This window comes from Nonomuraea sp. NPDC049158 (assembly GCF_040648335.1).
Taxonomy (GTDB): Bacteria; Actinomycetota; Actinomycetes; order Streptosporangiales; family Streptosporangiaceae; genus Nonomuraea.
This window is the reverse complement of record NZ_JBEZDM010000004.1, coordinates 1-25,375: the sequence shown is the minus strand read 5'-3', so window position 1 is coordinate 25,375 and position 25,375 is coordinate 1. Positions and strand designations below refer to the sequence as shown.

Sequence of the window (25,375 nt, the reverse complement as noted above, 5' to 3'; positions counted from 1 at the left end):
CAGCGCGACTTGACTCAGCCATTCCTGAAAGGGCGGACACCACGGCGTCACCTAAATGGAACGGTCCCTTACCCATCACCCGCCGCAGTCGGCTGCGTGCTATCGACCAGGACGTCCGCTTCGAGGTCGCACCCCAGGCCCAGCCCCTGACCCGCACCGCGAAGAGGCGCTCTCCTTTGACATTGTCAGCTAGATCGCCATGAACCGATAGAGTCAGACCCGGTTGTGCCACAGGTAGTCATGGAGAAGTCAGGGCAACGACCGGAATTGACCGCGGAGTGGCTATGTGTAAAAGGCGACACGCTCCGTGAGCGACGAGTTGCCAGCACCTTGGTCACCCCCTAGTGTGCCTGAAGCATATTCACGTGTTCGGACGCCTGAAGGGTTAAGGGCCAGTACAGGCATTCGGCCTGCACAGGATCCGCTCTATGGGGGCATGAATGGCGCTCAGACCGCGCACGGCTTCGGCTGTGGTGGTGCCGGCGGCAATGGAGTGCGGCGTGGTCCCACCGCCGCGGCCCGAGACCGCCGCCTCCGACATGCCCGCCGACCCCCTCCGTGTCCTGAGCGCGCGGAGCCGGTCATGACCCCAGGAAGAAGACAGACGTGACCTCCACCGAGTGGGAGGCCCAGACCGCCGACTGACGCCCATCCAGCCGGACGGGTGCCCGCAACAAGCGGAGAACCAAGGAAATTGACCCCATGTACCCGCACGTACATGTGTGTCCGATTTGGGAGGTTTTGTGGTAGCTGTGGTTTCGGACTATGACAAGATCGGTGGCGCTCCCACCGTCCGTGAAGCGGTGGACCGCTTCTACACGGTCGTGTTGGACACTCCCGACCTCAAGCCGTACTTCGACGGCATCGACATGGCGCGGCTCAAGCGGCACATGGTCATGCTGCTGTGCTCCGTCCTCGGCGGCCCCGAGGTGTACGAGGGCCACGACCTGGCCGACGCGCACCGTGGCATGGGCATCACCGATGAGCACTATGACCAGGTCGGCGACATCCTCGTCACAGTGCTGCGCGACCTCGGCGCTCCTGAGGAGGTCGTGGCGAACGTCGTGACGATCCTGGGCCAGGTGCGCGGCTCCATCGTGGAGAAGCCCGCAGAGGCAGCCGGGTAAGTGGACACGCAAGCCTTAAAGGACAGCTGGCACCAGGTCGCCCGGTCGGGTGATCAGGTGCCGCTGTTCTTTTACTCAGCCCTGTTCCTGATGTACCCCGAGACGCGGGCCCTGTTCCCGGTGTCCATGGCCACTCAGCGGGATCGGCTCGTCAGCGCGCTGGGGCGCGTCGTCAGCAACGTCGACCATGTGGAAGACGTGGTGCCGTTCCTCCAGCAACTCGGCCGCGACCACCGCAAGTTCGCCGTGGTCACGCAGCACTACCCCGCTGTCGGGCAGGCCCTCCTGGCCACCCTGCAGCACTTCCTCGGCGATCGCTGGACACCCGCTCTGGCCAACGACTGGACGCAGGCGTACGGGCTGGTCGCGAAGGTGATGACCGAGGCGGCCGAAGAGGCGTCGGCCACGACACCGCCCTGGTGGGACGGCGAGATCATCCTGCACGAGCCGCGCGCCCCCGGCATCGCGGTGATCCGGGCCCGCCTGAACTACCCGTACCCCTTCCGCGCGGGCCAGTTCGCGTCGATCTCGGTCGGGCTGCGACCGAGAATGTGGCGTTTCTACTCCTTCGCCAACGCGCCGCGTCGCGACAATACTATTGACCTGCACGTACGGGTGGTCGACGGTGGCGCGGTCAGCACGGCCCTGGTGCACGGCGCGCAACGCGGCGACGCCCTGAAGATCGGCGCACCGCTGGGCGACCGGTTGACGCTCGACACGAAGCTGCCCAGGGATCTCCTGCTGATCGCCGGCGGCACGGGCCTGGCTCCCCTCAAGGCGCTCGTGGAGCAGGTGGCCTACGAAGGGGCGCGCTGCAACATCCGCCTCTTCGTGGGTGCCCGGACCGCCCGCGAGCTGTACGACATCGAGGCACTGTCCAAGCTCGACGCCGAGCACCCATGGTTGAGCGTCGTGCCTGTCGTGTCCCATGACGGGCTCTACCGCGGTGAGCGCGGCTATGTGGTGGACGTCGCCCTGAAGGCCTGGCGTGGCCAGGAGGTCTTCGTATGCGGCTCCGAAGAGATGGTCCAGAGCACGATCGCCCGACTGCTGGACGCCGGCGTGCCGGCCGAGCAAATCCGCTTCGACGAATTCACCAGTGCTGGAGGTAGGGAGCAGTGACGGGAGAGACGCCATGGGCACATAACCCATCGAACGACCGCCAGCCACTGACGCCGGATCGGGTACGTAACAAGGACTTCTCACGCGCCAAGCTCGGGAGCCGCGGCTACAACGCGGATGAGGTACGTACGTTCCTCCTCCGTATGGCCGACGACATAGCGGCCAGCGACACGGAGAAGGCCGACCTGCGCGCGGAGGTCGACCGCCTGCGCAACTGGTTCAAGGACCACGGTCACGACACCTCCCCGGGCGCCTCGGCCAGGCTCAACGTCGACGCGGTCAACCTCCTCTCCCGCGCTCAGCAGACCGCGGACGCCCAGATAGCCGAAGCGGAGGACTACTCCCGCAGGCTGGTGGGCCAAGCGCGCCAGCAGTACGAGCAGATCCTCCAGGAGGCGCAGCAGCAGGCAGAGGAGGCCGCCAGCCAGGCGGTCAACGTCTATCGCTCGAGCGGAGAGGTCCAGTCGGTCGAAGCCGAGGAACTGGAACGCCGCATCGCCTACCTGCGCACCTTCGCGGAGGTCACCCAGGTCCAGTTGCGCGCGGTCCTCGAAGGGCTGACCAACGAGGTCAACAAGCTGGGCACCCTGCCGGAGACGAGCCGGCAGGCCGTCGCGTACTCCTCCTTGGGCTCCTCTGCAGGCTCCTCCTCAGGTTTTTCCACAGGACCGGGTTTCTCCACAGGCCCGGGCTAGTTCCGGCCAGGAGAGGTCACCAACAACTGGAACCCGCAGACCAAGAGCATGTCCCGCATGCCGCGTGCGGCCATAGCCGGGGACATTTGTCGTCCGGGATCTTTCGCATGCCCGCGTCCCCTACCGAGAGTCGCGGTAGGCGGCTGGGTCACAATTCGGGGCACGCGATCAATCGCCACGCCTGAACCAGGCGATCATGGGTAGCGCTGAGCAACCACACCCGTAACACCGGATGGAACGGAAGCCCAGCATGCTCACTCTCATTCTGCTCATCTTCGCCTTGGCCTGCTTCGTGCTCGCCGCCTTCAACGTCGGCGGCGGCCGCGTCAACCTCATCGCCCTCGGCCTGGCCCTCTGGGTGCTGACGGAGATCATCCCCCACATCAGCGACTTATAGCGGCCGGTCGGACTCCGCTGCCGTCCTGGGCCGTCCTGGGCAAGGACGGCAGCGGAGTGTCACGGCTTGACGACGGCACCTACAGAACGGAACTGCTCGATCATCGCCGCGTACCCGCTGCCGCCATGCCCATCCGCCACGGCCCGATCGGTCAGGGCCTTGATGAACCTCGGAAGTTCGGCATTCACCCCGAGGAACTCACTCTCGTGGATGAGATGCTCCATCGCGGCCAGGTGAGTGTCGATGGTGGAATCGACGGCCGGGTAGGTGCCGTCGTCGATCTGCCGCGCGTAGGCGGCCACCCAGCCGTTCACGGTTTCGATCCCCTTGCTCGCGATCGGGGCGAACGCGGTGGCGTCCACACCCGCCGCGCCGAGCAAGGCGGCACCCTGGAGGAAGCCGTTCAGGATGTTCCACATCAGACTCAGCACGGCCACGTCGTACAGGGCTGACAGGCCGTGGTCGTCGCCGAGGTACGTCGTCCCCGCGCCGAGGCTCCTCAAGGCCGGCTCGTGCAGGTCGAAGGCCGCCCGCGGCCCGCTGAAGAGGAGGACGGCCTCCGCCCCGACGGCCGCGGGGGTGGCCATGATCGCGCCGTCGAGGTAGGTGCCGCCCCGCCGCGTCACCCACTCCGCGGTCTCGCGGGCCCCCAGCGACGTACCGGAGGTCAGATTCACCAGGACGCGGCCGTCGAGGTTTTCGCCCAGCGGATTGAGAAGGGCGTCCACGGCCTCGTAGTCCGAGACGCAGACGACCACGAGCGGGCTGGCCACGACGGCGTCGCGGACCGAGCCGGCGAGCTTCGCCCCCTGGGCGACAAGGTGTTCGGCCTTCGCCGCCGTGCGGTTCCACACGGTCGTGGGGTAGCCGGCGCGCAGGAACGCTCCGGCCAGCGCCTGGCCCATCAGACCAAGACCGATGACCGTCACGTCGCGATTCCGCTTCATAGTGCTCATGGCAGAATCATCAACGTTCACACCGATATGAAGGTCAAGGAGAAGCGAGCGTGCTGATCGGGGAGCTGAGCCGGCGGACCGGAGTCCGTACGCATCAACTGCGCTACTACGAGGCCCAGGGCCTGCTCGAACCCCGCCGCGCCGCCAGCGGCTACCGCGAGTACACCAGCGATGCCGTCCTGACCGTGACCCAGATCCGGAAACTGCTCGAAGCCGGACTGTCGACCCAGGAAATCGGGTTCATGCTGCCCTGCGCCACCGGCGCGGCCCCCGACCTCGAGCCCTGCCCCGAACTCCTGGACACGCTGCGAGCCCGCATGCACGACCTGGACGAACACATCGACCTGCTCATCCGCTCCCGCCAGGTCCTCCACGCCTTCATCGACGCCACCGAACAGCGTGGCGTCACTGCGAACGTCGTTGTATCGCCGCCTCAATGCGCATCCCCAGGCCGCTGATCGCCACGAGCGCGAAGACGCCGAGCACTTGCCAAGGCGGGTGACCCTGCTCAACGATGAGCGCGCCCACGCAGAGCGCAAGACCCAGCCCGAGAAGCACCGCGCCGTACGCATGCGTGCGCTCGACACCGTTGGGGTCATACGGAGGGTCGATGCGCCGTACGGGCTTGCCAGGCTCGTTCACAGCCCAGAGCATCCCACGTCGCTTATAAATGGGGAAATGTCGCCAAACGCAGCGGATTTCGTACGGGCACACGAACGCGGAACAGCTCTGCTGGCAGAACGGACGATGAGAAACGTCCCCACCAGCGGCAGCCTTGAGAAATCCGCGCATTGGAAGGATTCCCATCTTGATCAGCGATTGGACCCGCCAGGCCCTCCCGGCCATGCTCGACGACCTCAAGGCCCTGGTCGAGCTGGAAACCCACAGCTCCGAAAAGGCCATGCTGGTCAAGGGGCTGCGCGCCATCCGCGCCCGCGCCATCGACCTCCTCGGCCCGCCCGACGCGGAGGTCCTGCACGACGGCGGTCCGTACGGCGACATCCTCGAGCTGACCTACCAGGGCACCGCGCCCGGGACCGTGCTCATGCTCAGCCACTACGACACCGTCTGGCCCACAGGGACACTGGCCGAGTGGCCGTTCACGGTGGTCGACGGTAAGGCCACCGGGCCGGGCGTGTTCGACATGAAGTCGGGCCTGGTGCAGTCGATCTGGGCGCTGCGCGGGCTGCGCGAACTGGGGCTGCCGCATCCGAGCGTGCGCTTCCTGTTCAACGGGGACGAGGAGATCGGCAGCCCGGCCTCGCGCGCGCGCATCGAGGCCGCGAGCGCGGACACGCTGGCGAGCCTGGTCTTCGAGGCGTCACTCGACGGCGCGCTCAAGACCGCCCGCAAGGGCGTGGGGCTGTTCGATCTGAGCGTGACCGGGGTGGAAGGGCACGCCGGGCTCGACCCGTACGCCGGGGCGAGCGCGATCCACGCCCTGGCCGAGATCGTCACCACGCTGGCCGGCTCCGCCTCGCGCGAGCGCGGAACCACCGTGAACATCGGCCTGATCACCGGCGGCACCGGCCGCAACGTCACGGCCGGCCACGCGAGCTGCGGGATCGACGTACGAGTGACCGACCCATCCGAGATGGGACGGATCGACGACGTGTTCGCCGGCCTGAGCGCCGCCGATCCACGGGTGACGATCTCCGTGACCGGCGAGTGGAACCGGCCGCCCATGACCCCGAACCCCGCCTCGCAGCGACTGTTCAAGGAGGCCCAGGAGGTGGCGGCCGGGCTCGGGTGGCCGCTGGACGAGGTGTCGGTCGGAGGCGCCAGCGACGGCAACTTCATCTCGGCGCTCGGGCGACCCGTGCTGGACGGCATGGGCGCGGTGGGCGACGGGGCGCACGCTCGGCACGAGCACCTGCTGGTCGAGCACATCCCGAGGCGCCTGGCCCTGACGATCGGCCTGCTCACGGCTCTCGCCTGATGTCGTGACCGTTAAAACCCGCCCCGGAGGAACCAGCCATCGCCGCCGATCGGCTCCCCCCAATCGGCATAGTTCGGCAGGTGCTCATCAAGGAGCGGACCAAACGGACCTCTCCAGGTAATCCCCGTGCGAGGGAGCACGATCACCACGTGAGGGGATGCTGCCCGACCGACACCCCCGGAAGGCTCGGTAGTGCCGAGATCAGCCGGTGGAGGGGGTTCGGGTGCAGCTGGCACGGGATTCGGCGGACGTTCCGACCGTAGGTGCGCGATGGAGCCGGGCGCGCAGGCTCGGCGGCTATGGCGCGGCGTTCAGCATGTCGCTGTACTTGGCCGTCCTGGGCACTGGGCGGGATGCTGGGCCTCAACCCGGCGTCAAGCGCTCAATTGGCGCTCAACGACCGACTGTTGAACGGGAGCTCCGGGCTGTGGGCACTGCTCGGCGCCTGGAGCGTGTGGACGCTCACGCGTGGCCGCCCCGCCCGATACCGCCGGGGACAGACGCTGCCGGGCCTGCCTCTGACCGGCTCCCCGGCGCTGTCCAGTAATCCGGTAGGCCGGCCTGCGGACCGGCGCCTTGACCCCCACCGACGCGTGACGGGCCGCTACCTGAGGCAGTTCTGCGCGGTCAGAAGCAGGACCACACCGACGACCATTCTCTTCGACACGAGGAAGACGTAGGACGCCTTGGGATTGCCCGGCACGGTGGCAAAAGTCCCGTACATCGCGTTCTGCTTCAGGTTGGGGTAGGCGGCCTTCAGCTGCGCGGGGGTGGAGCCCCTGCCGATGCCCTGAGGCGTCTTGACGGTGCCGGGCCCGGAGATCGTGACCACGCCCTGCTTCTTCGAGATGAACAAGCCCGCCCGGTCGCCGCCGTAGCGCTGCGTCTTCAGGTCATAGGTCGAGCACTTGGTGGGGGCGTTGATGGTCTTGCGGACGATCAGCCCGGTCGCCTTGGCCTGCGCCTCGGTCATCCCAAGTTTCAGGCTGCCGTACCCGAACGGCCCCAACGTCGCCTTCTGGGCGGCGGGAGCGGCGTTCGCCGCGGGCGCGACGCCCGCCAGCACGACCCCGCCAGCCAACGCCGCCACGAGCGCCGACCGGCCGATCCGCAGGGCTATGGTGTGCTTCATAGTGCTTCCTCCATGATCGCGAATTGGCCACCCTAGCCTGAACGCGGCTCGGTTGTGGGCGATTCATGCGATCAGCAGGCGCCCGCGTGCCAAGGCGTTCGGCGGCGTCACGGATGCCGGAGGGGAAGCGCCGTCCAGCGTTTCGACGGCGGCGCCGTCCTAAGAGCTACGAGCTGGGGATCCGCCGACGACGTGTCAATGACGGCCAAACGAATAAGAGGCCAGATCCACGATCTCGGGATCCAGCCTCTGAACTGCTCGAACTGTGTGGGGCTACCAGGACTTGAACCTGGGACCTCTTCCTTATCAGGGAAGCGCTCTAACCGTCTGAGCTATAGCCCCGCGTACGCCAAACCGTATCGCATCCCCACCAGGGACGGCGAACCGGTTGTTCGGACGAGGAAAAGCTTACCGCCTCTCCGTAGTTGCTCGCGCCGCCCCCGAAAGATCGACGGCGACGCGAGCCAAAAAAACGCAAAACGACGAGCCACAGAACCACGTACCGAAAGCTACTCCGCCTCGCTGAAGGTCACCTCGACGCCGCCCACCAGGTCGGAGGCGACGTTGTAGATGACCGCCCCCAGCGTGGACAGTGCCGTGATCAGCACCACGTTCACCGCGCCGATGAGGGCGGTGTAGCCGAGGATGCGGACCGGCTCGAACCAAGAGGCGATGTCGATCGGGATGGAGTTCTGTCCCTGCTCACCCTTGCCGAGCTGGTTGACCAGGTCCACGAGCGAGTCGAACACGCCCAAGGCGGACAGCACGCCGTACAGGACGGCGACTGCCACGAACAGCACCACGAAGCAGACGAGGGAGACCACGAAGCTGAACTTCATGGCCGACCACGGCTCGACGCGACGCAGGACCAGGTGGGCCTTGCGGGGGAGACGGGCCCCCGCGGAGCTGGAGGACTTCTTCTTGGGCATCTCGACAAGCGGAGGGGCCTCAGAAGTCAGCGAGGGACGGAGGCGGACCGTCTCGTTGCCCTCCGTCGTCTGCTCCTCCCCTGGCTGACCCGTGACCGGCGGCACTACTCCTTGCGGAGGCGTCGCCTTCTCCTCGTCGACCGCTGCGTCGAAGATCTCGGTTTCATTGGGCTTCTTCGGCTGCTGGCCGTTGTCCCGGGCCGCCTTAGTCCTGGCGGAGCCACCCTGGGCGCTCATGACCTACTCTCCTCCCCCGTCTTCCTCAATCTCCACCGAAGTCTCCATGGACTCGGCGTTCCGGGCGAGGGCCACCACGCTGTCGCCTTCGGCGAGATTCATCAAACGCACTCCCATGGTCTGGCGGCCGGACTGCTTGATCTCCCCGGCACTCGTCCGGATCACCCCGCCGGCGGACGTGATCGCGAAGACCTCATCCTCTGGGTTGACCATGACTGCTCCGACCAGCTTGCCACGGGAACTGACGATTTTCGCAGTCAGCACGCCCCTACCGCCACGTCCTTGAACTGGATACTGCTCGACGGGTGTCCGCTTTGCGTACCCAGCCTTCGTGGCGATAAGCACATGTTGACCATCGGCAATTCTATTCATGGCGAGAAGTTCGTCACCATCAAGGAATCTCATGCCGATGACGCCGCTGGTCGCCCGCCCCATCGGGCGCAGCGCCTCGTCGGAGGCGGTGAAGCGGACGGACTGCGCGCCCTTGGAGACGAGCAGCAGATCGTCCTCCTCGGAGACCAGGCGGGCCCCGATGACCTCGTCGTCGTCCCGCAGGTTGATCGCGATCAGACCACCGGACCTGGGGGAGTCGTACTCGGACAGGCGGGTCTTCTTCACCAGGCCGCTGCGGGTGGCGAGCACGAGGTAAGGGGCGACGTCGTAGTCACGCAGGTCGAGGACCTCCATCACTGTCTCGTCGGGCTGCATGGCCAGCAGGTTCGCCAGGTGCATGCCCCGCGCGTCGCGCGCGGCGTCGGGGAGTTCGTACGCTTTGACGCGGTAAACGCGGCCTTTGTTCGTGAAGAACAGCAACCAATGATGGGTCGTCGTGACGAAGAAGTGGTCGACGATGTCGTCCTGGCGCAACTGCGCGCCCCTGACGCCCTTGCCACCGCGCTTCTGCGCCCGGTAAAGGTCGGTACGGGTGCGCTTGGCATAGCCGCCGCGGGTGATGGTGACGACGATCTCTTCCTCGGCGATGAGGTCTTCGATCGACATGTCGCCGTCGTACGCGACGATCTCGGTCTGCCGGTCGTTGCCGAAGCGGGCCACGATCTCGGCCATCTCGTCACCGACGATCTGCCGCTGCCGGGGCTCCGAGCTCAGGATGTCCTGGTAGTCGGCGATCGCCGTCATCAGCGCGTCGAACTCGTCCTGGATCGCCTGGCGCTCCAGGGCGGCGAGCTTGCGCAGCTGCATGTCGAGGATGGCCTGGGCCTGGATCTCGTCGATCTCCAGCAGCGTCATCAGGCCGCCCTGGGCCTCCGCGGCCGACGGCGAGCGCCTGATCAGCGCGATGACCTCGTCCATCCGGTCAAGCGCCTTGAGCAGCGCCCGCAGGATGTGGGCCCGCTCCTCCGCCTTGCGCAGGAGGTAGCGCGTCCGGCGGACGATGACCTCGATCTGGTGCGCCACGTAATAGGTGATGAACTGGTCGAGCCGCAGCGTACGCGGCACCCCGTCGACCAGGGCCAGCATGTTGGCGCCGAAGGTGTCCTGGAGCTGGGTGTGCTTGTACAGGTTGTTGAGCACGACCTTGGCGACGGCGTCGCGCTTGAGCACGATGACCAGCCGCTGGCCGACCCGCGACGACGACTCCTCGCGGACGTCGGCGATGCCGGTGACCTTGCCCTGCTTGACCAGCTCAGCGATCTTGTAAGAGAGGTTGTCGGGGTTGACCTGGTAGGGGAGTTCGGTGACGACGAGGGCGTGCCGGCCCTTGTTGTCCTCCTCGACCTCGACGACGGCGCGCATGGTGATCGAGCCGCGGCCGGTGCGGTAGGCGTCCTCGATGCCCCGGCGGCCGACGATCAGGCCCTTGGTCGGGAAGTCGGGGCCCTTGACCCGCGCGATGGCCGCCTCGAGCAGCTCCTCTTCGGAGGCCTCGGGGTTGTCCAGCGACCACTTGACGGCCTCGGCCACCTCGCGCAGGTTGTGCGGCGGGATGTTGGTCGCCATGCCGACCGCGATACCACCCGAGCCGTTGACCAGCAGGTTGGGGAAGCGCGCCGGGAGTACGACGGGCTCCTGGGAGCGGCCGTCGTAGTTGGGCTGGAAATCGACGGTGTCCTTGTCGATGTCGCGCAGCATCTCCATGGCGATGGGCGCGAGCTTGCACTCGGTGTAGCGCATCGCCGCGGGCGCGTCGTTGCCCGGAGAGCCGAAGTTGCCCTGCCCGTCGACCAGCGGGTGGCGCAGCGACCACGGCTGCGCCAGACGTACGAGGGCGTCGTAGATCGAGGAGTCGCCGTGGGGGTGGTAGGAACCCATGACGTCACCGACGACGCGCGAGCACTTGAAGTAGCCGCGGTCGGGGCGGTAGCCGCCGTCGTACATCGCGTAGAGCACGCGGCGGTGCACCGGCTTGAGACCGTCACGCACATCCGGCAGGGCACGCGAGACGATGACCGACATCGCGTAGTCCATGTAGCTGCGCTGCATCTCGGTCTGGATGTCGACCGGTTCGATGCGGTCCGAAGACGGTGGAGGCGGAGTGTTCACTTCCGTCACGTGTGAAGATCCTTTTCTACTGTACGGCCGTGCGCTACACGTCTAGGAAACGGACATCTCGCGCATTGCGGATGATGAAGGCTCTGCGTGCCTCAACGTCCTCACCCATGAGCACGCTGAACATCTCGTCGGCCTGGGCCGCGTCATCGAGCGTGGCCTGGAGCAGGACGCGGCTGTCGGGGTTCATGGTGGTTTCCCACAGCTGGTTGGCGTTCATCTCGCCGAGACCCTTGAACCGCTGGACCCCGTCGTGGGCACGGGGGTCACGCTTGCCGCGGCCGATGCCGTCCTCGATGATCGCGTCGCGTTCGCGGTCGGAGTAGGCGTAGGAGGCGTCGTCGCCCTTGCGGTCCCACTTGATCTTGTACAGAGGCGGCTGCGACAGGTAGACGTGGCCGCCCTCGATCAGCGGGCGCATGAACCTGAACAGCAGCGTCAGCAGCAGCGTGGTGATGTGCTGGCCGTCGACGTCGGCGTCGGCCATCAGGATCAGCTTGTTGTAGCGCAGCTTGCTGATGTCGAACTCGTCGTGCACGCCGGTGCCCATGGCCGTGATCAGCGACTGGACCTCGGTGTTCTGCAGGACCTTGTCGACCCGGGCCTTCTCGACGTTGAGGATCTTGCCGCGAATGGGCAGGATCGCTTGGAAACGCGAGTCGCGGCCGCCCTTGGCCGAGCCGCCGGCCGAGTTGCCCTCGACGATGAACAGCTCGCACTTGTCGGGGTCGTTCCACTGGCAGTCGGCCAGCTTGCCCGGCAGGCCGCTGCCCGACTCCAGCAGCGACTTGCGCCGCGTCAGGTCGCGGGCCTGGCGAGCCGCGAGCCGGGCCCTGGCGGCCTGCAGCGACTTGTTGATGATGTCCTTGGCCTCGCCGGGGTTGCGCTCGAACCAGGCGCGCAGGTGGTCGTTGCAGGCCTTCTGTACGAACGACTTGGCCTCGGTGTTGCCGAGCTTCGTCTTGGTCTGTCCCTCGAACTGCGGGTCGGCCAGCTTGATCGAGACGATCGCGGTCAGGCCCTCGCGGACGTCCTCGCCGGAGAGGTTGTCGTCCTTGCCCTCCTTGAGGAACTTCTGCTCGCGCGCGTAGCGGTTGACGATCGACGTCAGCGCCGCGCGGAAGCCCTCCTCGTGGGTGCCGCCCTCAGCCGTGTTGATGGTGTTGGCGAAGGTGTAGACGGACTCGCTGTAGGAGTTGTTCCACTGCATGGCGATCTCTACGGAGACGCCGTCGCCGTGCTCCTCGAAGTCGATGACCGACGCGTGCGCGGGCTCCTTCTTGGAGTTGAGGTGCATCACGAAGTCGGACAGACCGCCCTGGTAGCAGTAGGTGACCTCGACGACCTCGCCGTTGACGTGGTCGGGCCGCTCGTCGCGCAGCACGATCGTCAGGCCCTTGTTGAGGAAGGCCATCTCCTGGAAGCGCCGCGAGAGCGTCTCGAAGTTCCAGGTGGTGGTCTCGAAGATCGCCTCGTCGGCCCAGAACGTGATCGTGGTGCCGGTCTCGGTGGTCTCCCCATCCGTGGCCAGCGGCGCGGTCGGCTTGGAGTGCTCGTAGCGCTGCCGCCAGATGTGGCCGTTCTGCTTGACCTCCACCTCCATGGCGGTGGACAGCGCGTTGACGACGGCCGAGCCGACGCCGTGCAGACCTCCGGACACGGCGTACGACTTGCCGTCGAACTTGCCGCCCGCGTGCAGCGTGGTCAGCACGACCTCGACGGCGGAACGCTTCTCGACCGGGTGGATGCCGGTCGGGATGCCGCGGCCGTTGTCGATGACCCGCACACCGTTGTCGGCGAGCAGGGTGACGTCGATGCGGTCGGCGTGGCCGGCGAGGGCCTCGTCCACCGAGTTGTCGACGATTTCGTAGACCAGGTGATGCAGACCGCGCTCACCGGTCGAGCCGATATACATACCCGGGCGCTTGCGAACCGCCTCAAGCCCTTCGAGTACGGTGATTGAGCTAGCGTCGTAGGACAAGTGCCAAATCCTCCTGCCGCGGACACGCGGCTGGGGAGGCGACACTTGTCAAGCTGCCCCTGCCGTGCCCGTCACCGTCGTGAGTGCCCCGTCGCGTTGATCACCCGGGGGAATCGGCGCTGTATCCGTGCCGGGGGTGACACGCAAACGGACGTGTCCGGAATCCAGTTTCATTCTACCGGCTCTGAGGGCCCAAGGTGGCATTGAACGCGCCTGTAACGGCCTGTCGCTTGATTTCCCCCTCTTCGAGCATCCCCCCACAGGAATGGGGGTCATCGCGTCTGCGGCTCTCTGATGGGTTTTCTCGCGGATCGGCCCCTGGGTTTCCCACCGATCCGGCTCAGCCGTAGGTGTCTCCCGGACCCTTGCTGCCGGTCACCCTCAGGCCCCCGGCCGCGCGCGGCGCGTTCTGCGGGCCTCTGACCTTCACCTTCGTCACCGTGCCGTGACCGAGCTCCTCATTGAGCCGGCGTACGAGGGTGCGCGCGAGCAGGCGCACCTGGGTCGCCCACGCGGTGGAGTCGGCCAGGATGAGCACCTCGCCGTCGTCGAACGAATCGGGTTTGGTGTGCGCGGCCAGATCGGGGCCGACGATGTCGGACCAGCGGCCGAACACTCCGCCGACCGCCGCCGACCGCTCCCAGCCGCGGTCGGCCAGCAGGTCGGAGATCGCGCGTCCGAAAAGCTGCGGATCGCCGGCGTCCCTGCGCGCCCCCGCCCTGCGCCTGGGCTCGCGGCGGGGGAGCTGGCCGCGCTTGGCCGCGTCGGCCTTGGCCTGGGCCAGCTTCTCCCTGGCCATCGCCGCGCCCCTGGCCGTGGGGTTGTCATCGGCGGGCACCCGGGGTCCGCCGTCGGCGGACCCGCGAGAGGTGCCGTCAGCGGACCCGCGGGGGTTGCTGTCAGCGGACACGTGTCACGCTCCCTTCGGCGACGTCGAACCTGGCCCCGATCAACTCCCCGGGCACGTCGTCGGCCACAGCCGCGGTGATGAGCACCTGCTCGGCGGGGGCGACGATCTCGGACAGGCGGCGCCTGCGCTGGCTGTCGAGCTCGGCGAAGACGTCGTCGAGGATCAGCACCGGGTCACCGCCCTCGGCCCGGAGCAGGTCGTAGGCGGCCAGGCGCAGCGCCAGAGCGAACGACCACGACTCGCCATGGCTGGCGTAGCCGCGCGCGGGCAGCTCGCCGATGCCGAGGATCAGGTCGTCGCGGTGCGGGCCGACGAGCGTGACACCCCGCTCCAGCTCGGCCGCGCGGACTTCCAATAGCCGCTCGCGGAGTCGTTCTTCAAGGGTTTTCCCCAAGTCTGTGGATAACGTCTGTGTATCGGAAGATCCCGTCTCACCGGGGACTTCGTCCTCAGCCGCGTCGCTGCCTGTGGACAAACTGCTGCGATAGGCCAGGGTCGCGGGGGCGCTCGTGGGGGCGAGCGCGGCATAGGCTCCGGCGACCAACGGGCGCAGCGCGTCGATGAGATCGAGCCGCGCTTGGAGGAGCTCCGCGCCGTGTCTCGCCAGATGCGCGTCCCAGACCTCCAGAGTGCTCAGGACGTCTCCGGCGCCCGCCGCCGAGAATCCCGTGTCACTCTCGGCCCTTCGGGCGCTCCTGGCCCCTCTGCGGGCCTGGGAGGCGGCACGCAGGAGCGCTCCTCGCTGCTTCAGCACGCGGTCGTAGTCGGCGCGTACGCCCGCGAACCGCGGAGTGCGGCTCACCAGCAGCTCATCGAGGAAGCGCCGCCGCTCGGAGGGGTCGCCCTTGACCATCGACAGGTCCTCGGGGGCGAACAGCACCGTGCGCAGCAGGCCGATGACGTCGCGCGGCCTGGACACGGGGGAGCGGTTGAGCCGGGCGCGGTTGGCGCGTCCCGGGTTGATCTCCAGCTCGACCAGCGCCCGCCGGTCGTCCCTGTGGATGGCGCAGCGCACGATGGCCCGGCTCGCGCCCTGCCGTACGAGAGGCGCGTCGCTCGCCACCCGGTGGCTGGAGTGCGTCGCGACGTAGCCGAGGGCTTCGACCAGGTTGGTCTTGCCCTGGCCGTTGGGCCCCACGAACGCCGTGACGCCCGGCTCCAGGCCGAGCTCCACGGAGGCGTAGGACCGGAAGTCGGTCAGCGACAGGTGGGCGACGTGCACCCCAAGAAGGTTAGTGGGCCACGCAGGTCACTGGGGTCACCGGCGTGCACCTGTGGAAAACCGGCATCGGATAAATCGATATCGGCTCAGCGCACGTTCGGCGGGTTCGGCTCGGCGTACGTTCGGCGTTCACCGCACGTTCGGCGGGGTCACGTCAGCGCCGGGGGAGTCGGCGCCCATGCCCGTCGAGCCCTCCGCCGAGGCGATCGGGTGGCCGCCGAACTGGTTGCGCAGCGCGGCCACCACCTTCATCGCGGGCGGGTCCTCCTGGCGCGAGGCGAACCTGGCGTACAGCGCGGCGGTGATCACCGGCAGCGGCACGGCGTGGTCCACCGCGGCCTGAACCGTCCACCGGCCCTCGCCGGAGTCCTGCGCGTAACCGCGCAGCTCCTCGAGGTGCTCGTCGCTGTCGAGCGACCGCACCAGCAGGTCGAGCAGCCACGAGCGGATGACGGTGCCGGTGCGCCAGCTGCTGAAGCAGCCCTTGACGTCCTTGACGACGTCGGAGGCCTCCAGGAGCTCCCAGCCCTCGGCGAAGGACTGCATCATGCCGTACTCGATGCCGTTGTGGACCATCTTGGCGAAGTGTCCCGCGCCGACCTCGCCCGCGTGGACGAAGCCGTCCTCGCCCTCGGGCTTGAGCGTCTCGAAGATCGGCATCAGGTGCTGGACCACGGGCTCGTCGCCGCCGCACATCAGCGCGTAGCCGTTCTGCAGACCCCAGACGCCGCCGCTCACGCCGCAGTCGACGAAGCGGATGCCGCGCTCGGCGAGCTCGGCGGCGTGCTTCTGGTCATCCACATAGTGTGAATTACCGCCGTCGATGACGATGTCACCCTCGGAGAGGAGCTTGCCGAGCTCGTCGACCGTCTGCTGGGTGGGCTTGCCGGCCGGGACCATCACCCAGACCGCGCGCGGCGTCTCCAGCCTGTCGACCAGCTCTTTCAAGCTGCCGACGTCGCTGGCCTCCCGATGGTGGTCATAGCCGACCACCTCGTGACCTCCGCGGCGCAGCCTTTCGGCCATGTTGCCGCCCATCCTGCCAAGTCCAACCATGCCGATCTGCATGATGTACCAACTCCCCTAGTCAGGCCTCCATAATCCCCGATGGGATTTTCAGCTCGACAAGCGGATCGGCATGATCAGGTAACGGTAGTCGGGGACTCCGCCGTCATCCACAGGCTTTCCACCGGTGAGGATGGCGGGCTTGGTGGAGGTGGTCATCTGCAGCCGGGCGACGTCCGAGTCGATCGCGCCCAGCCCCTCCAGCAGGAACTGGTGGTTGAAGGCGATGTTCATCTCCTCGCCCTCGTAGTCCACCGGCAGCACCTCGACGGCCTGGGCCTCGTCGCCGCTGCCGGCCTCCAGCACGACCTCGCCGCTCTTGAACGCCAGGCGTACAGGAGTGTTGCGCTCGGCGACCAGGGCCACGCGCTTGACCGCCTCGACGAACGAGCTTGTGGACAGGTCGGCGCGCGCCGAGAACTCCGTCGGCAGCAGCGAGCGGTATTTGGGGAACTCGGGGTCGAGCAGCCGCGTCGTGGTCCGCCGCCCGGCGCTGGAGAAGCCGATCATGCCCTCGCCGGTGCCGCCCGCCGAGCTGAGCGCGATCTCCACCTCGGCGCCGGTCGCGCCGAGCGCCTTGGCCGAGTCGGCGAGCGTCTTGCCGGGGATCATCGCGATCGCCGCGAAGTCGGGCTGGTCGGGCTGCCATTTCAGCTCGCGTACGGCCAGGCGGTAGCGGTCGGTCGCGGCGAGCGTCACGGTGTCGCCCTCGATCTCCATCCGTACGCCCGTGAGCATGGGCAGCGTGTCGTCCCTGCCCGCCGCGACGGCGACCTGGCCGACGGCGGCGGCGAAGACGTCGCTGCCCACCCGGCCGGCGGCCGGCGGCATGGCCGGCAGCGACGGGTAGTCCTCCACAGGCATGGTCAGCAGGGTGAACCGGGCGCTGCCACAAGTGACGACCGCCTTGGCTCCCTCCACGACGAAGTCCACAGGCTGTGCGGGAAGCGCGCGGGTGATCTCGGCGAGCAGCTTGCCGGAGACCAGGACCACGCCGGCCTCACCGGTGTGGAGTTCGAGCGTCACCTCGGCGGATACCTCGTAGTCGAAGCCCGACAGCTTCAGCTGCTGGTCCTCGGTGACCTCCATCCGCATTCCGGCGAGAACGGGGACCGACGGCCGCGCGGGCAGGCTGCGTGCCGTCCATGCCACCGCCTCAGCGAGGACGTCTCGCTCGATTCGGAACATCACGGTCATCAGCCTCCTGAGTTCGTCGTTGATTCAAGTGTTGCCTCTCCCGCACTCGAGTTCCGGGAGAACCCCTCTATGGGTCTTGAGTTTCTTAGTAAGAGAGATAGGTGGTCTTCACACTAGGGGCTGTGGATAGTGTGGACAACGGGCGTTTCCCCTGGTCAGCTTGCGTGGCGTCGCCCACATGCTCGGTGGATTACGCCTGGGGGAAACTTCGCCGCCTGGGGATGAAGGTTCGTTGCCCACAGCTCGTCCCCAGATCATGGTGCGTTCATCCACTGGTCATCCACCGGCTTTCCACAGGTTATCCACGGGATAAACGGCCTCGCGGGAGACCCTTTTTCGACTGTGCACAGGCCGTCCACAAGTCATCCACCGGATGTCCCCAGGTTGTCCTCAGGATGTCCCCAACTTTATCCCCAGGCATCGCGCAGGATTTTTCAGGCGAAGATGGGGCGTACGGCCGCCGCGATCTGACGTTTCCCCTGATCCACAGTGTTATCCACAGGCTGTGCATGACGGTCAGGATCCGCGCGACGTCTGTTTGATACGCATTGTTAGCTCGTTGACCTGGTTGTACATCGACCTGCGCTCCGCGATGAGCGAGCGGATCTTGCGCTCGGCGTGCATGACGGTCGTGTGATCGCGGCCGCCGAACTGCTGCCCGATCTTCGGCAGCGACAGGTCGGTCAGCTCGCGTACCAGATACATGGCGATCTGCCGGGCGTTGACCAGAGCCCGGCTGCGCGAGCTGCCGCAGAGGTCGTCGATGCTGATGCCGAAGTATTCGGCGGTCTTGGCCATGATCGTGGCGATGGTGATCTCGTGGCCGCCGTCGGAGGTGATCAGGTCCTTCAGCACCACCTCGGCCAGCTGGAGGTCGACGCCCTGCCTGTTGAGGCTGGCGAAGGCGGTGACCCTGATCAGGGCGCCCTCCAGCTCGCGGATGTTGGTGGAGATGCGGCTGGCGATGTACTCCAGGACCTCGGGCGGGGCGGCCAGGCCCTCCTGGATGGCCTTCTTCCTGAGGATCGCGATGCGGGTCTCCAGCTCGGGCGGCTGGACGTCGGTGATCAGGCCCCACTCGAACCGGTTGCGCAGCCGGTCTTCCAGCGTGATCAGCTGCTTCGGCGCCCGGTCGCTGGAGATGACGATCTGCTTGTTGGCGTTGTGGAGGGTGTTGAAGGTGTGGAAGAACTCCTCCTGCGTCTGCTCCTTGCCCTCCAGGAACTGGATGTCGTCCACGAGCAGGATGTCGATCGCCCGGTAGCGGCCACGGAAGCCGTCGGCCTTGTGGTCGCGGATGCTGTTGATGAAGTCGTTGGTGAACTCCTCCGAGCTCACGTACCTCACCCGCGCGCCGTCGTACAGGCTCTGGGCGTAATGCCCGATCGCGTGCAGGAGGTGGGTCTTCCCCAGGCCCGAGTCCCCATAAATAAAGAGGGGGTTGTACGCCTTTGCGGGGGATTCGGCTACGGCCACCGCGGCCGCGTGGGCGAATCGGTTGCTGGCCCCGATGACGAATGTCTCGAATGTGTACTTCTGGTTGAGCCGGGCGGGTTCGCTGGGCTTGTTGCTCTTCGCTTCCCAGCGGTTGTGCGTCGGCTCCGGCAGTTTCTCCACAGGGGACTGCGCCTGTTCAAAAGAGAACGTGGGCTGTGGATATTCGGTGGATATCTGGGCCGGGTCCGGCTGTGGAGAATAGAACTGCGGAGGCTCGGAAGCCTGGTAGTGCTGGGCCGATGGGGGCTGTGCATAACGTGGCTGGGGGTCCAGGCCCTGGGGATAATTTTGAGCCACAGGCTGTGGATGAAGGTCCGGCATCGCTTGCGCGGGGGCCGTCGTGTCGATCATCACGGCCAGGCGCATCGCCCGGCCGAGCTCCTGGGAGAGCGCGTGGGCCACGAGGGGGCGCAACTTCCCCTCGATGAGGTCCTTCAGGAAGTCGTTGGGGACGCCCAGGACGATCGTGTCGTCGGCTTGGGCGATCGGGCGCACCATGGAGAGCCAGGTGCGCTGCTGTATGGGGACGTTCTCGTTGAGGAAGTTGCTCAGGGCGTTCGCCCATACCGTGCCGAGGTCGACATGGTTCATGTGCGGTACCCCTCCTTCCTGTCGCGGCCCCCCGCGATTGATCGTTTACCGCTTGCCCAGTGCGGGCATTGACCGGCTACGGCCTGGTTATTGGCGCTTCGCACACGTATGTCACAAGTCGTCGATGCGTCGTCACTGACTGTCCACCGCGGCGAGTTATCCACAGGAACTCCCACCCGCAAGGGCGGCCGGCGCCTTCGTCCACAGCGTGGCGGCCGAGCTGGACACCCACACCATCCACAGGCCATCCACAGGTTATGCACAGGGCCTGAGCGGCTCTGGGAGGGCTGACAGTAGCTCTGTGCACAGCTGTGTTCAAGCGTTGTCCACAGCCTAGTGGTACCTGAGTGCACATACTGTGGACGCGGCCGAGGCGGTGGAAAACCCGCATGTGGATTAGTGGATAACTCCTTCGCCGGGCCGCCAGTTTGACCTGGGGCATGCTTGCCCCGTAACGTGCCATGGTCGGCTTGTCACGCGACGGCTATTTCGCGTGCCCTCGCTCTCTTGGCAAGCCAGCCATGTGTGTATCAGCGCCCCTGCGGCGCACCTTCAAGCCTGGAGCCCACCCGTGAGCAAGCGTACTTTCCAGCCGAACAACCGTCGCCGCGCGAAGACCCACGGCTTCCGGCTGCGGATGCGCACCCGGGCCGGTCGCGCCATCCTGGCCGCTCGCCGCCGTAAGGGCCGCGAAACGCTGTCGGCCTGATCGGCTCGCGTCCGATAGTCCGCCCGCCGGTGAAGTCCGCCGGCGGGCGATAGGCGTATATGGTGCTTTCCCGTCAATCCCGCATGCGACGCGGGGAGGAGTTCGAGGCGGCCGTCAAGCGTGGGAAGCGCGCGGGCCGTCCTACCCTGGTAGTGCATCTAAGCATTTCTGGGGATTCGACGCCTCTGGTTGGTTTCGTGGTGAGCCGAGCTGTGGGTGGCGCCGCCGTCCGTAACAAGGTCAAGCGGCGGCTCCGACACCTGATGCGGGACCGTCTCGACCGGCTCCCGCGAGGTAGCCTGCTGGTGGTACGCGCCAATCCACCGGCCGCGTCAGCGCGATACGAGCACCTTGCCGCCGAGCTCGACCTCGCGTTGGATCGTTTGTTCAGGCGGCGCGAGTCCGCGATGGATGGACACAGATGACGGAGCAGCCGCAAGGGATGCCGAGCCTCCCCGCTCGGGCATTGATCATCCCGATCCGGTTCTATCGGGCCTTCATCAGCCCGATGCTCGGTCCACGTTGCCGTTTCTATCCGTCATGCAGTGCCTACGGGCTCGAAGCGATAGCCGTACACGGTGCATTGCGCGGCACATGGCTGACTGTCCGGCGCATCGGGCGGTGCCACCCATTCCATCCCGGAGGTATAGACCCGGTGCCCCCACGCCCGGTTCGGTCCCACGAAACGCAAGGGAGATAGCTCGGTGGAGCTGTCCTGGCTGAGCTGGCTCTATGAAGCCGTAGCCCATGTCATCATCTGGATCCATCAGGGATACAGCACATTCCTCAACCCGGACAGCGGGCTGACATGGGCCCTGACCATCATCACGCTGACCGTTTTCATGCGGGTCCTGATCTTCCCGCTCTTCCTGAAGCAGATGCGCTCGTCGCGCAAGATGCAGGAACTCGCCCCCAAGGTGGCCGAGCTCCGCAAGCGCTACAAGAACGACAAGCAGCGCATGAACCAGGAAGTCATGGCGGTCTACCAGGGAGCGGGCGCCAACCCGCTCGGTGGCTGTCTGCCCGTGGTCGCGCAGTTCCCCATCTTCATCTCGATGTTCACCGTGCTGCGGGCCATGGCCGACGGCCGCCCGGTCTACGGCATGACGCAGCAGCTCGTCGACAGCGCCCGATCCGCGCACATCTTCGGCGCGCCGCTCCCGGCGAACTTCTGGATGTCGCAGGCCCAGGTAGAGAGTTTCGGGGCCACCGTCGTCACGACGAAGATCGTGCTGGGTGTCTTCGTGGCGATCAGCTCGCTCACCACGTTCCTCACCGTCCGGCAGAGCGTCACCCGCTCGATGGCCCAGATGCCGGACAACCCCATGGCGCAGCAGCAGAAGATCCTGATGTACATCTCTCCGCTGTTCGCCTTCTTCAGCCTCAACTTCCCGCTCGGCCTGATCATGTACTGGGTCACCACGAACCTGTGGACGCTCGGTCAGCAGCACTGGTTCTACACCCGCCACCCGATGCCGCAGTTCGACGCCAAGGGCAACGTGGTCCCGGTCGAGCCGAAGACCAGCCTGCTCTCGAAGATCCGCAAGGGCGGCGCCACTCCGGAAGAGGAAGTGCCTTCCGCGCCGCCGGAGCCTAAGATCATTCGGCAGCAGCCCAGTCGTCAGCCCCGCAGCAAGCGCACCGGCAGCAAGAAGTCGTGAACACGAAGGAGAGGCCGGCCATGACCGAGGCCGAGCAGGAGAAGACTCCTGATCTCAACGCGCTCGAGCAGGAAGGCGAGATCGCGGCAGACTACGTCGAGGGTCTCCTGGATATCGCCGACATCGACGGCGACATCGACATGGACGTCGAAGGTGACCGCGCGCTGGTCTCGGTCGTGGGCCTCAAGGGCACCGGCCTCGTCGGGCCCGAGGGGGAGGTTCTGGAGGCGCTCCAGGAGCTGACCCGCCTGGCCGTGCACCGGCAGACGGGGGAGCGGTCCCGGCTGATGCTCGACGTCGCCGGCTACCGCGAGCGGCGCCGCGCCGAGCTCACCAAGCTCGGCACCGAGATCGCCAACGAGGTGAAGGAGAAGGGCGAGCCCAAGGCACTGCACGCCATGACGCCCTTCGAGCGCAAGATCGTCCACGACGCGGTGGCGGCCGCCGGGCTCCGTAGCGAGTCCGAGGGGGAAGAGCCGCACCGCTACGTGGTGGTGCTCCCGGTCTGACCGCACGTACGTACGCTCGCTCGCCGACCGGCCGCCGTCCCGCACTCGGGGGACGGCGGCCGGTTCGCATGAGGGCATCCTTCATGTACGTACAGTTTGTCGGCTCTATAGCTAATTGCTCCTTTTGGCATCTTTCATGAAGTTTGGAGCATTCCGGGTTCGGTGCGGAGTGCAGAGAGTGTGGCGCGCGGCCCTCATTCAGGGCAGCCCGCTAGCCTTGCCAAGTGATCGCACGCCTAGCCTTTGAGTAGAGACCACCGCCCATGACCCCCGAGGAAGGGCCACCCACCAGTGACCGACGAGCTGCCGCCTCCGCCCGACGAAGCGCGTGAGCTGCCGCCTCCACCCGATGTGGCGCGAGAGGTCTTCAGCGGCGAGGCGTGGGGCCGCGCACAGGCGTTCGCCGAGTTCCTCGCCGGCCCTGGGGTGGTACGCGGGCTGCTGGGCCCCCGCGAGGTCCCGCGGATCTGGGATCGCCATCTGCTCAACTGCGCCGTCGTCGCCGAGGCCGTGCCGCCGGAGGTGCGGCTGGTCGACATCGGCTCGGGCGCCGGGTTGCCGGGCCTCGTGCTGGCGATCGTCCGGCAGGACATCACGGTGACCCTGCTGGAGCCGCTCCTTCGCCGTACCGTCTTCCTGGAGGAGTGCGTCGAAGCCCTCAAACTGGACAACGTCGAGGTGTTGCGCGGTCGCGCGGAAGAGCTGGCGGGCAAGCGCGAATTCGACGTCGCCAGCGCCCGCGCTGTCGCGCCACTTGACCGGCTGCTGAAGTGGGCCATGCCACTCCTTCGCGAGGGTGGCGAGTTGATCGCCATGAAGGGGGAGCGCGCCGCGGAGGAACTTGCCGAGGCGGAGCCCCAATTGCGGGCCTGCGGGGCGAGGACAGCCGAGCTTGTGACCGTCGGGCGCGGTAAGGTCGAGCCGCCTGCAACATTGGTTCGGGTGGTAGCAGGTCGCGCGCCGGAGCCCGGTAGGCGGCGACAAAGGAGGTGACGGTCGTGCCAATCGCGTCAAGCGGTCTTGGCTGGCCGGACAGCCCTCTGTCCGAGAGTCCCAGCGGGGTTGGCTGGCCCGAAATGGGCGTGTCGCGACAGCGAATTCCTGGCACCGGCCTGCCACTGGTTGAAAGGATGGCCAACGTGACCCAGACCCCCCTAAACCCCGGTGATTCGCCGTTGGTACGAGAGGCGCTCAGCTCAGTGGTTTCACGTGAAACATCTGCCACCCAAACAGCCGCTGCCAAGGCAGGCGACGCGTCTGGGGGAGGCGACGGCGCCTGGCCGAGGCCGCCCAAGTGCCGAGTGATCGCGGTGGCGAACCAGAAGGGTGGCGTCGGAAAGACCACGACTTCGGTCAACATCGCCGCCGCGCTCTCGATGCACGGCCAGCGCGTACTCGTCGTCGACCTCGACCCCCAGGGCAACGCCTCCACGGCCCTGGCCACCGAACACCGGGGCGATGTCCCGGATGTCTATCAGGTGCTCGTCGACGACTTGCCGATGGCCGACATCGTCAAGGAGGTACCGGACATGCCGGGCCTCTACTGCGCCCCCGCCACCATCGACCTCGCCGGCGCCGAGATCGAACTCGTCTCCCTCGTCGCCCGGGAAGCCCGCCTCCGGCGCGCGCTGGGGGCCTTCGAGGCGATCGAGCTCGACTACATCATCATCGACTGCCCGCCGTCGCTCGGCCTCCTGACCGTCAACGCCCTGGTCGCCGCCGAAGAGGTCATGATCCCCATCCAGTGCGAGTACTACGCCCTGGAGGGCCTGGGCCAGCTCCTCCGCAACGTCGACCTCATCAAGGCGCACCTGAACCCGACGCTCAGCCTGTCGACGATCGTCCTCACCATGTACGACGGCCGCACCCGGTTGGCGTCCCAGGTCGCCGACGAGGTCCGCGCCCACTTCGGGGAGACGGTCCTCAGCACGGTCATCCCGCGCAGCGTCCGCCTTTCGGAGGCGCCCAGCTATGGGCAGTCGGTGATGACGTACGACCCTGGCTCGAGTGGCGCCATGGCCTACATGGACGCCGCCCGAGAAATCGCCCACCGCGCCGCCGTCTGACCCCTTCGCCCGTTGTGTCGTAGGGCTGATCTTGTATGGCCGTATGTACGTTGTGCGGCTTGAGTGCGGCGGCTGTCCTGCGATCCGCCCTCTCCTGAGTTCGTTTCCACGGGCTGTCCACCGATGGCCCGTTGCTGGGGGCTGGTCCCGGTCTCTTGTGTTTCGCATCCGTACGGACCATCCCCTACTGCTCGTTGCCCGAATCCGTACGGACCAGCCCTTACCGCTCGTTGCCCGTAGCCGTGTGGCCTCACCGCTCGTCTCCAGCATCCGTACGGACCGCGCCCGCTTTTCTCCCCGAGCCCGCGCTCGCTTTCCGCGACGATCCACAAACGGCTTCCACGGATGACCCCATAAACCGCGCGCAGTGCACGCGGGCAACTGCCTACGGATGCTCTCGCCCGGACTGCTCGGTCCACTCGGCCCATCTGGTCCGCCCGCTCCGCCGGCTCCGCCCGCTCCTCCGCCTGGTCCGCCCGCTCCGTCCGACCGCTGGAGCCGCTGGAGCCGCCGGAGCCACTGGACCCGCCCGACCCGTCCAACCGCTGGACCGCTGGACCGCTGGACCGCTGGACCGCTGGACCGCTGGACCGCTGGACCGCTGGACCGCTGGGCCTCCGGGCCCGCTGGGCCTCCGGGCCCGCTGGGCCTCCGGGCCCGCTGGGCCCGCCGGGTCCTCCGGACACGCAGCGCACCCAGCACATGTGGCACACGGGTAGACACGGCCCATGTGGCTCACGCGCTCACGCGCTCACGCGCTCACGCGGCACACATGGCAGACAGGGCCCACGCGCCCACGCGAGCGTAGAACGCGGCCAGGCCGTTCCCCGTGTCCGTGGCCATGTAAAAGTCCCCACAGGTGGCCAGTTCGAGGTCACCACTGATGGCCGGTTTAGGTCCCCGCTTCTTCTCCGCGCTGTTCGCG

General features: G+C 67.0%; 23 protein-coding genes and 1 tRNA gene. 13 read left to right on the top strand and 11 right to left on the bottom strand.

The window, feature by feature from the left end:
- Nucleotides 1-743: 743 nt before the first annotated feature.
- From AB0B61_RS10450 to AB0B61_RS10435, 4 genes are all read left to right on the top strand, one after another.
- Nucleotides 744-1,127, top strand: coding sequence for a group 1 truncated hemoglobin (locus AB0B61_RS10450; RefSeq protein ID WP_358430484.1), 384 nt, complete (start codon nt 744-746; stop codon nt 1,125-1,127).
- A 57-nt stretch (nt 1,128-1,184) separates the two neighbouring features.
- Nucleotides 1,185-2,249: a globin domain-containing protein gene (locus AB0B61_RS10445; protein WP_358430482.1), complete on the top strand. Its 1,065-nt coding sequence runs from the start codon at nt 1,185-1,187 to the stop codon at nt 2,247-2,249.
- Nucleotides 2,246-2,944, top strand: a complete 699-nt coding sequence (locus AB0B61_RS10440) for a DivIVA domain-containing protein (protein ID WP_358430480.1) — start codon at nt 2,246-2,248, stop codon at nt 2,942-2,944. Before AB0B61_RS10445 ends, AB0B61_RS10440 begins: the two co-directional genes overlap by 4 nt.
- 250 nt (nt 2,945-3,194) lie before the next feature.
- Nucleotides 3,195-3,341: a hypothetical protein gene (locus AB0B61_RS10435; RefSeq protein WP_357938195.1), complete on the top strand. Its 147-nt coding sequence runs from the start codon at nt 3,195-3,197 to the stop codon at nt 3,339-3,341.
- A 59-nt stretch (nt 3,342-3,400) separates the two neighbouring features.
- Here AB0B61_RS10435 and AB0B61_RS10430 read toward each other — a convergent pair whose 3' ends face one another.
- Nucleotides 3,401-4,297 (bottom strand): NAD(P)-binding domain-containing protein, encoded by an 897-nt coding sequence (locus AB0B61_RS10430; RefSeq protein ID WP_358430478.1) that lies wholly within the window; start codon nt 4,295-4,297, stop codon nt 3,401-3,403.
- Between the two features lie 50 nt (nt 4,298-4,347).
- Here AB0B61_RS10430 and AB0B61_RS10425 point away from each other — a divergent pair, with 50 nt between their 5' ends.
- Both AB0B61_RS10425 and AB0B61_RS10420 read left to right on the top strand, forming a co-directional pair.
- The gene (locus AB0B61_RS10425) at nt 4,348-4,755 is read left to right on the top strand and encodes a MerR family transcriptional regulator (RefSeq protein WP_358430475.1); all 408 of its coding nucleotides are present in this window, start codon (nt 4,348-4,350) and stop codon (nt 4,753-4,755) included.
- A gap of 350 nt (nt 4,756-5,105) precedes the next feature.
- Nucleotides 5,106-6,236 (top strand): M20 family metallopeptidase, encoded by a 1,131-nt coding sequence (locus tag AB0B61_RS10420; RefSeq protein WP_358430474.1) that lies wholly within the window; start codon nt 5,106-5,108, stop codon nt 6,234-6,236.
- A 604-nt stretch (nt 6,237-6,840) separates the two neighbouring features.
- On the opposite strand, the gene AB0B61_RS10415 is transcribed toward AB0B61_RS10420, so the two are convergent.
- The 10 genes from AB0B61_RS10415 to dnaA form a co-directional block, all read right to left on the bottom strand.
- Nucleotides 6,841-7,368, bottom strand: coding sequence for a hypothetical protein (locus AB0B61_RS10415; RefSeq protein WP_358430471.1), 528 nt, complete (start codon nt 7,366-7,368; stop codon nt 6,841-6,843).
- A gap of 268 nt (nt 7,369-7,636) precedes the next feature.
- Nucleotides 7,637-7,710: transfer RNA gene (locus AB0B61_RS10410), tRNA-Ile, on the bottom strand.
- Between the two features lie 167 nt (nt 7,711-7,877).
- Complete coding sequence (locus tag AB0B61_RS10405) at nt 7,878-8,534, bottom strand: DUF3566 domain-containing protein (protein ID WP_358430468.1); 657 nt, start codon at nt 8,532-8,534, stop codon at nt 7,878-7,880.
- 3 nt (nt 8,535-8,537) lie between these two features.
- Nucleotides 8,538-11,045, bottom strand: coding sequence for a DNA gyrase subunit A (gyrA, locus tag AB0B61_RS10400; protein ID WP_358430466.1), 2,508 nt, complete (start codon nt 11,043-11,045; stop codon nt 8,538-8,540).
- 34 nt (nt 11,046-11,079) lie between these two features.
- Complete coding sequence (gyrB, locus tag AB0B61_RS10395) at nt 11,080-13,023, bottom strand: DNA topoisomerase (ATP-hydrolyzing) subunit B (RefSeq protein WP_358430464.1); 1,944 nt, start codon at nt 13,021-13,023, stop codon at nt 11,080-11,082.
- Nucleotides 13,024-13,363: 340 nt separating this feature from the next.
- Nucleotides 13,364-13,933 carry a DUF721 domain-containing protein gene (locus AB0B61_RS10390; RefSeq protein WP_358430461.1) on the bottom strand — a complete coding sequence of 190 codons (570 nt, stop codon included), beginning with the start codon at nt 13,931-13,933 and terminating at the stop codon, nt 13,364-13,366.
- Entirely contained in the window at nt 13,923-15,155 is a 1,233-nt protein-coding gene (recF, locus tag AB0B61_RS10385; protein ID WP_358430459.1) for a DNA replication/repair protein RecF, read from the bottom strand. The genes AB0B61_RS10390 and recF overlap by 11 nt, the downstream gene beginning before the upstream one ends.
- A 129-nt stretch (nt 15,156-15,284) precedes the next feature.
- The gene (gene gnd, locus AB0B61_RS10380; RefSeq protein WP_358430456.1) at nt 15,285-16,223 is read right to left on the bottom strand and encodes a phosphogluconate dehydrogenase (NAD(+)-dependent, decarboxylating); all 939 of its coding nucleotides are present in this window, start codon (nt 16,221-16,223) and stop codon (nt 15,285-15,287) included.
- A 48-nt stretch (nt 16,224-16,271) separates the two neighbouring features.
- Nucleotides 16,272-17,411: a DNA polymerase III subunit beta gene (gene dnaN, locus AB0B61_RS10375; protein WP_357939730.1), complete on the bottom strand. Its 1,140-nt coding sequence runs from the start codon at nt 17,409-17,411 to the stop codon at nt 16,272-16,274.
- A 522-nt stretch (nt 17,412-17,933) separates the two neighbouring features.
- The gene (gene dnaA / locus AB0B61_RS10370) at nt 17,934-19,505 is read right to left on the bottom strand and encodes a chromosomal replication initiator protein DnaA (RefSeq protein WP_358430453.1); all 1,572 of its coding nucleotides are present in this window, start codon (nt 19,503-19,505) and stop codon (nt 17,934-17,936) included.
- 571 nt (nt 19,506-20,076) lie between these two features.
- Between dnaA and rpmH the strand changes: the two genes are divergently transcribed.
- From rpmH to AB0B61_RS10335, 7 genes are all read left to right on the top strand, one after another.
- Entirely contained in the window at nt 20,077-20,214 is a 138-nt protein-coding gene (rpmH, locus tag AB0B61_RS10365) for a 50S ribosomal protein L34 (protein WP_093172456.1), read from the top strand.
- A 59-nt stretch (nt 20,215-20,273) separates the two neighbouring features.
- On the top strand, nt 20,274-20,639 hold the full coding sequence (gene rnpA, locus AB0B61_RS10360) for a ribonuclease P protein component (protein WP_225300917.1): 366 nt from the start codon (nt 20,274-20,276) through the stop codon (nt 20,637-20,639).
- Nucleotides 20,640-20,656: 17 nt separating this feature from the next.
- A complete protein-coding gene (gene yidD / locus AB0B61_RS10355; protein WP_357655404.1) occupies nt 20,657-20,914 on the top strand; it encodes a membrane protein insertion efficiency factor YidD in 258 nt (85 codons plus the stop codon).
- A gap of 4 nt (nt 20,915-20,918) precedes the next feature.
- Nucleotides 20,919-21,875 (top strand): membrane protein insertase YidC, encoded by a 957-nt coding sequence (gene yidC / locus AB0B61_RS10350; protein WP_358430451.1) that lies wholly within the window; start codon nt 20,919-20,921, stop codon nt 21,873-21,875.
- A 20-nt stretch (nt 21,876-21,895) separates the two neighbouring features.
- On the top strand, nt 21,896-22,384 hold the full coding sequence (locus AB0B61_RS10345; RefSeq protein ID WP_357939728.1) for a R3H domain-containing nucleic acid-binding protein: 489 nt from the start codon (nt 21,896-21,898) through the stop codon (nt 22,382-22,384).
- Nucleotides 22,385-22,717: 333 nt separating this feature from the next.
- Nucleotides 22,718-23,377, top strand: coding sequence for a 16S rRNA (guanine(527)-N(7))-methyltransferase RsmG (rsmG, locus tag AB0B61_RS10340; protein ID WP_358431376.1), 660 nt, complete (start codon nt 22,718-22,720; stop codon nt 23,375-23,377).
- A 137-nt stretch (nt 23,378-23,514) separates the two neighbouring features.
- Nucleotides 23,515-24,450, top strand: coding sequence for a ParA family protein (locus AB0B61_RS10335; RefSeq protein ID WP_358430448.1), 936 nt, complete (start codon nt 23,515-23,517; stop codon nt 24,448-24,450).
- The last annotated feature ends 925 nt before the right edge of the window (nt 24,451-25,375 follow it).